The sequence below is a fragment of the Tardiphaga sp. genome (assembly GCF_044336785.1).
Taxonomy (GTDB): Bacteria; Pseudomonadota; Alphaproteobacteria; order Rhizobiales; family Xanthobacteraceae; genus Tardiphaga.
In genome coordinates this window covers 1-6,158 of sequence record NZ_JBIIOT010000168.1, presented here as the reverse complement: position 1 = coordinate 6,158, position 6,158 = coordinate 1, and the positions used below count along the sequence as shown (strand labels likewise).

Sequence of the window (6,158 nt, the reverse complement as noted above, 5' to 3'; positions counted from 1 at the left end):
ATATTGATCTTCTTGCCGCTGCCTTGCCACGAAGAGAATATGGGCGTCGAGCCATATTTGGGGATACCGGACTTCCAAACTCGGAGGGGGGCAGCGCGACGAAACGTCTCGTTTAGCCCCTTCGCATGAGATCCAGATTGGTCGGGAAACGTCGCCTAAAGTGTAAGTTGCACCGCCTCCTGATACCTTGCATCTGCGGGAAAACTCGCCGAACATGCAGCCAAGCGTCAATGGCGCATAAAATCGGGAGGACGACCGTGCGGATCAAAGCCGTTCACATTGCCATGCTCGCCGCTGTCGCGAGCGTCTCAACGCTCAACAGCAGCGCACAGGCTCAAGCCTGGCCGCAGAAGCAGATCACCTTCATCATCCCCTTCGCCGCAGGCGGCGGCACCGATGCCTTTGCACGCCCCCTCGCCGCGCAGCTGGATCAGCAACTCGGCAAGCGCGTCATCATCGACAACCGCGCCGGCGCCGGCGGCACCATCGGGGCTTCCGCGGCCGCCAAGGCAGCGCCGGATGGCTACACATTCTTCATGGGTGCTGCGCATCACGCGATTGCGCCGTCGCTGTATCCCAATCTCGATTACGATATCGAGAAGGACTTCATCCCGGTGGCGCTGGTGTCGCGCCCGCCGCAGGTGATCGTGGTCAATCCCGACAAGGTGCAGGCCAAGACGCTGGCCGAGTTCATCGCCTACGCCAAAGCCAATCCCGACAAGCTGTCCTATGGCTCTGCCGGCGCCGGCACCATCTCGCCGCCGAACTGTTCAAGATCCTGACCCAGACAAAGATCCAGCATGTGCCCTATCGCGGCGCCGGCCCTGCGATGCAGGACCTGATCGCGGGCCATGTGCCGGTCGTGTTCGACGGGCTCGGCTCGTCATCCGCGCCGATCCGGGCTGGACAGTTGCGCGCTCTTGCCATCGCGGCACCGAAGCGCGTGCCGGCCTTCCCGGATATCCCGACGGCCGCGGAAGCCGGGCTGGCCAATTATGAGGTTGCCACCTGGTACGGCCTGTTTGCCCCGAAGGGCACGCCGCCGGACATCATCGAACGCATGACCAAGGAATTGAAGACAGCGCTTCAGTCGTCAGCAATCAAGGATGCCTGGGAGCGCAACGGCTCCGACGTACCGGATGTCGCCGGTCCTGAATTCGGCAAGATGGTGTCGGCCGATGTCGCGCGCTGGCGCAAGGTCGTCACCGAGGCCGGCGTCAAACTGGACTGAGCCGGCCTCTCGATCGAGATCATGGAGCCGTGACTGCTTACGCAGTCACGGCTTCTTTCTTTCCTGGGCCCGCAAACAGGCTGCGGCCGGGGATCGCATCCAGCAGGGCCTTGGTATAGGCGTCGCTGGGATCCTCAAAAATCTTCTGGGTTGGTCCCTGCTCGACGATCTCGCCACGACGCATCACCACGATGCGGTCGGCGATCTCGGCGGCGACGCGGAGATCGTGGGTGATGAAGATCATCGCCAGGTTCATCTCCTCGCGCAGGTCGGCGAGGAGTTTCAGCACCTGCGCCTGCACCGACACGTCGAGCGCCGACACCGCTTCGTCCGCCACCAGCACCAGCGGCTTCAGGGCAAGCGCACGCGCGATGCAGATGCGCTGGCGTTGGCCGCCGGAGAACTCGTGCGGATAACGCTCGGCCGCGCTCTCCTGCAGGCCGACGCGGACCAGCAGCTTCTTGGCATCCGCCATCGCCTGCTTGCCCGGCGTGCCATAGGCGATCGGGCCAGCAGCAATCGCGTCTCCGACCTTCTGACGAGGATCGAGGGCAGCATAAGGATCCTGGAACACGATCTGGATCTTGCGGCGCATCTGCCGCAGGCTTTCTCCGCGCTGAGCCAGCAGATCGGCCCCGGAGAAATTCACCGAGCCTGTGTCCGGCTCAACCAGTCGCATGATGAGACGACCGAGCGTCGATTTGCCCGACCCGGACTCGCCGACGATCGCCACGGTCTCACGCGCCTTCAGTGCCAGCGAGATGTTCTGCACGGCGTCGGTGCGACGCGGTGGCAGGAACATGCCCTGCTTGGTGACGAAGGTCTTGTTGAGACCGACGGCATCAAGAATGGGCGCACCGGTGATCTTGCGATCAGTCGCCGCCAGCGAGCGACCGCCCGGAACGGCAGCGATCAGGCTCTTTGTATAGTCGTCCTTCGGATTGCGCAGCACCTCATCGACGCTACCCTGCTCGACGACGCGACCATTGCGCATCACGACGACGCGGTCAGCGACATCGGCGACAACACCGAAATCGTGGGTGATGAGCAGCACGCCCATGCCGCGATCGGCCTGCAGCTTCTTCACGAGCGCGAGAATCTGCTTCTGCGTGGTGACGTCGAGTGCCGTGGTCGGCTCGTCCGCCAGCAGCAGTTGCGGATTGTTGGCCATCGCCATGGCGATCATGATGCGCTGACGCTGGCCGCCCGAGAGCTGGAACGGGAAGCTGCGCGCGAGCGCCTTCGGGTCCGGCAAACCAACGGCGTTGATCAACTCCTGCACGCGGGCATCGACGGCTTCCTTCGACAACGCCGGCTTCGTGTGCGTGACGATGGACTCCGCGATCTGCTGGCCCACGCGGGCCAGCGGATTGAGCGCGCTGAGCGGCTCCTGGAAGATCATCGAGATGGCGCCGCCACGCAGCTTGCGCATGGTGGCTTCCTCGACCGTGGCGATGTCCTGCCCGTCGAATTTGACATTGCCCTGCGCGATGCCGGTGCGATCCGGCAGCAGACGCAGGATCGCATGCGCTGTCATCGACTTGCCCGAACCGGACTCGCCGACCAGGCAGACGATCTCGTTGCGGTTGACGTTGAAGGTCACGCCCTCGACTGCGAAGGCGCGGTCCGCGCCCGACGGCAGGCTGATGGCGAGATTCTCGATGGCGAGAAGCGTATTTTCGGTCATCGATTATCGCCTGCGTGAGATGCGCGGGTTCAGAACGTCGTTGAGACCTTCACCCACGAGATTGATGGCAAGCACGGTGAGTAGGATGGCGAGACCGGGGAACACGCTCATCCACCATGCCTGACGGATCACGGTGCGCGCGGCACCGATCATGAAGCCCCAAGACATCAGATTGGGGTCGCCAAGGCCCATGAAGCTCAGCGCGCTCTCGATCAGGATCGCACTGGCAACGGCCAGCGAGCCCGTGACGATGATCGGCGAGATGGCGTTCGGCAGGATACGGGCGAGCACGACAGTGATCGCGCGCTGGCCCTGACACACGGCGGCCTGGACGAATTCGCGACCGCGCAGTCGCATGAACTCCGCACGCGTCAGACGCGCCAGCGGCGGCCAGCTGACGATGCCGATGGCGAAGATCAGATTGGAGATCTTCGGTCCCAGCGTCGCCACCAGCAGGATCGCGAGAACGAAGCCTGGAATCGTCTGGAACAGCTCGGTGAGGCGCATCATGACCTCATCGACCTTGCCACCGAAATAACCCGCGGTGGCGCCGATGGTCACGCCGATGATCAGTGAGGTCAGCGTCGATACGACACCGATGATCAGCGAGATACGCGCGCCATGGGCGATGCCTGCGGCAACGTCACGTCCGAGCATGTCCGAACCGAGCCAGAGACCTTCGCTGAGCGGCGGCTGGAACGGCGCGCCGACCATGTCCCAGGGATCGTCGGGGAACAGCCACGGCGCAGACACTGCAAGGAGGACCACGCAGAGCAGGATAAACAGACCGATCATCCCGGTGGGGTGACGGAGAAAAGCTTTGAAAGTCGTCATCACCAGTTTCCGTTCACGAGGCCGCACGCACGGAGACGCGCGGGTCGATCAGCCGGTAGATTGCATCGGTCAGAAGATTGAGCGCGATCACGATGACCGACATCACCAGGAACACGCCGAGCAGCACCGGATAGTCGCGTTGCAACAGCGCATCATAGATGAGACGGCCGAGACCAGGCCATGCGAACACGGTCTCGATCACGACAGCACCGCCGACCAGCGCGCCGGCCTGCATGCCGGCGACCGTGACGATCGGCAGCATCGCATTGCGCAGGATGTGGCGGATGATGATGGCGCCCTGCTTCAGGCCCTTGGCTTTGGCGGTCTTGATGAAGTCCTGATGGGTGACGTCGAGCACAGACGACCGCATCAGGCGGGTGTAAATCGCAAGATAAATGGCAGCCAGTGAGGTCACGGGAAGGATCATGTGCATCCCGATATCGAGCATGCGCTGCAGCGTGGTCTGCTGCACACCGATCGTGGCGTAGCCAAAGGCTGGCAGCCAGTCGAGCTGCACGGCAAACAGCAACACCAGCATCAGGCCGAGCCAGAACACCGGCGTCGCATAAAGCAGCAGCGAGACGACCGTGAGCAATGTGTCCGACCACTTGCCCGCGCGAATGCCGGCAAGCGTGCCAAGAAAGATGCCTGCAAACAACGCCAGGATGAATGCTGTTGCCGTCAGCAACAATGTGGCTGGCAGCCGCTCGAGGATCAGCGACGACACCGTGCGCTGCTGGCGATAGGAATAGCCGAGATCCAGGGTCAGCACGCGCCCGAGATAGGTGGCGAGCTGCACGGGATAAGGTTTGTCGAGGCCATATTCGGCCCGGAGCTGTTCCAGCAATTTTTCGTCGGAGGCACCGCTCTGGCCGGCGATCACCTGAGCGGGATCGCCGGGGGCAGCATGGACGAGAATGAAGTTGAAGGTCGCGATGACAAGCACCACCGCGACGAATTTCACGACCCATCCTGCGAGGGCGAGGATGACCGCACCAGCGCGGCCACCCCTGTTGAGTGTGGCAGAGCTCATCCGAAATACACCGAGCTGAAGGATTCATGCACGCCGACGCCGGTCGACGTGACGTTCTTCAGGCGCTTGTCGATGAAGGTCGGATAGGCGGCTTCGAACATCCAGACCACCGGCACGTCTTCGACCAGGATCTTCTGCACCTTGCTGTACAGTTCCTGACGCTTGGCTTCGTCGATGGTGGACGCCGCTTCCTCGAACAGTCGGTCGACTTCCGGATTGGAATAGCCGGCGGTGTTCGAGAACAGGATCCCCTTCTTGATATTCGACGAGATATAAGTGCGCGACACGCCAAGGGCGGGATCGCCAAACTGGTAGACGAGATTGCCCGTCATCTCATAGTCCCAGTTGCTGAACTTATCGGCCCAGCCACCAACGTCGGTGTTTTCCAGCTGGATGTCGATGCCGGCGCGGCCGAGCGATTGACGGATGAATTCGCCGGCGCGCTGATAAACCTCACCATAAGGCGGGATCAGATATTTCAGCGTAACGCGCTTGCCGTCCGGACCGGGCTTCAGGCCCATCTCGTCGAGCAGAGCCTTGGCCTTATCGATCGAGTAGTCGTAACGCTTGACGTCCTTCTCGTAAAACTTGGTCTTCGACGACACCGGACCGGTCGCCTGCTTCGGCAGACCGAAATAGACGCGCGCCGCCATCGACTTCAGATCGAGCGCATGCGCGATGGCCTGACGGAAGCGTTTGTCATCCATCGGCTTGACGCGATTATTGAGCTCCAGCCACTGATGGGGGGCGAAATATTCGTAGCCCTTGGTGGTCATCTCATAGGTCGGCAGCTTCGACAGCCGCGCGATATCGTAGAACTCGATGTCGTTCCACTGCGTGAGCTGGATCTTGCCCTGCTCCAGTGCCACCGAGCGCGATGCGGCGTCCGGAATGATGCGGTAGATGACTTCGTCGAGATACGGCTCGTCCTTGCGGTAGTAGCCTTCGTGGCGCACGAGATGGACGTGTGAGCCCTTGACCCATTCCTTCAGCTTGAAGGGGCCGGAGCCGATTGCCTGGGCATTGGCGGGGTTCTTGCGATAGTCCGAACCATCATAGATGTGCTTCGGCACGATCGGGCCGGTGGTGCAATCGAGCGCGGTGAGGAACGGCGCGAATGGTGCCTTCAGCTTGAAGATCACGGTAAGCGGATCGGGCGTCTCGGCCTTCTCGATGCGCGTATAAATCGCACGCGCACGCGCATGGGTTTCCGGCAGCATCTTGGTCATGGAGAACGCGACGTCTGCCGAGGTCAGCGGCTTGCCGTCATGGAAGGTGATGTTCGGAAAAAGCTTGAATGTATAGGTCAGGCCATCCGGCGAGACTTCCCAGGACTGCGCGAGGCCCGGCATCGGCTTCAGGTCCGTGCTGTA

At 62.1% G+C, this 6,158-nt stretch carries 4 protein-coding genes and 1 pseudogene; 1 reads left to right on the top strand and 4 read right to left on the bottom strand.

The features are described from left to right. Positions 1 to 125: 125 nt before the first annotated feature. A pseudogene (locus tag ACIQ2A_RS25300) lies at positions 126 to 1,231 on the top strand (Bug family tripartite tricarboxylate transporter substrate binding protein). A 37-nt stretch (positions 1,232 to 1,268) separates the two neighbouring features. On the opposite strand, the gene ACIQ2A_RS25295 reads toward ACIQ2A_RS25300, so the two are convergent. The 4 genes from ACIQ2A_RS25295 to ACIQ2A_RS25280 all read right to left on the bottom strand — a co-directional run. Then, a complete protein-coding gene (locus ACIQ2A_RS25295; RefSeq protein WP_398484713.1) occupies positions 1,269 to 2,918 on the bottom strand; it encodes a dipeptide ABC transporter ATP-binding protein in 1,650 nt (549 codons plus the stop codon). A gap of 3 nt (positions 2,919 to 2,921) precedes the next feature. Next, entirely contained in the window at positions 2,922 to 3,752 is an 831-nt protein-coding gene (locus tag ACIQ2A_RS25290) for an ABC transporter permease (protein WP_398484711.1), read from the bottom strand. A 13-nt stretch (positions 3,753 to 3,765) separates the two neighbouring features. Next, positions 3,766 to 4,785 carry an ABC transporter permease gene (locus tag ACIQ2A_RS25285; protein WP_398484709.1) on the bottom strand — a complete coding sequence of 340 codons (1,020 nt, stop codon included), beginning with the start codon at positions 4,783 to 4,785 and terminating at the stop codon, positions 3,766 to 3,768. Beyond that, a partial coding sequence (locus ACIQ2A_RS25280) for an ABC transporter substrate-binding protein (RefSeq protein ID WP_398484707.1) occupies positions 4,782 to 6,158 on the bottom strand: 1,377 nt, incomplete at its 5' end. The genes ACIQ2A_RS25280 and ACIQ2A_RS25285, both read right to left, overlap by 4 nt.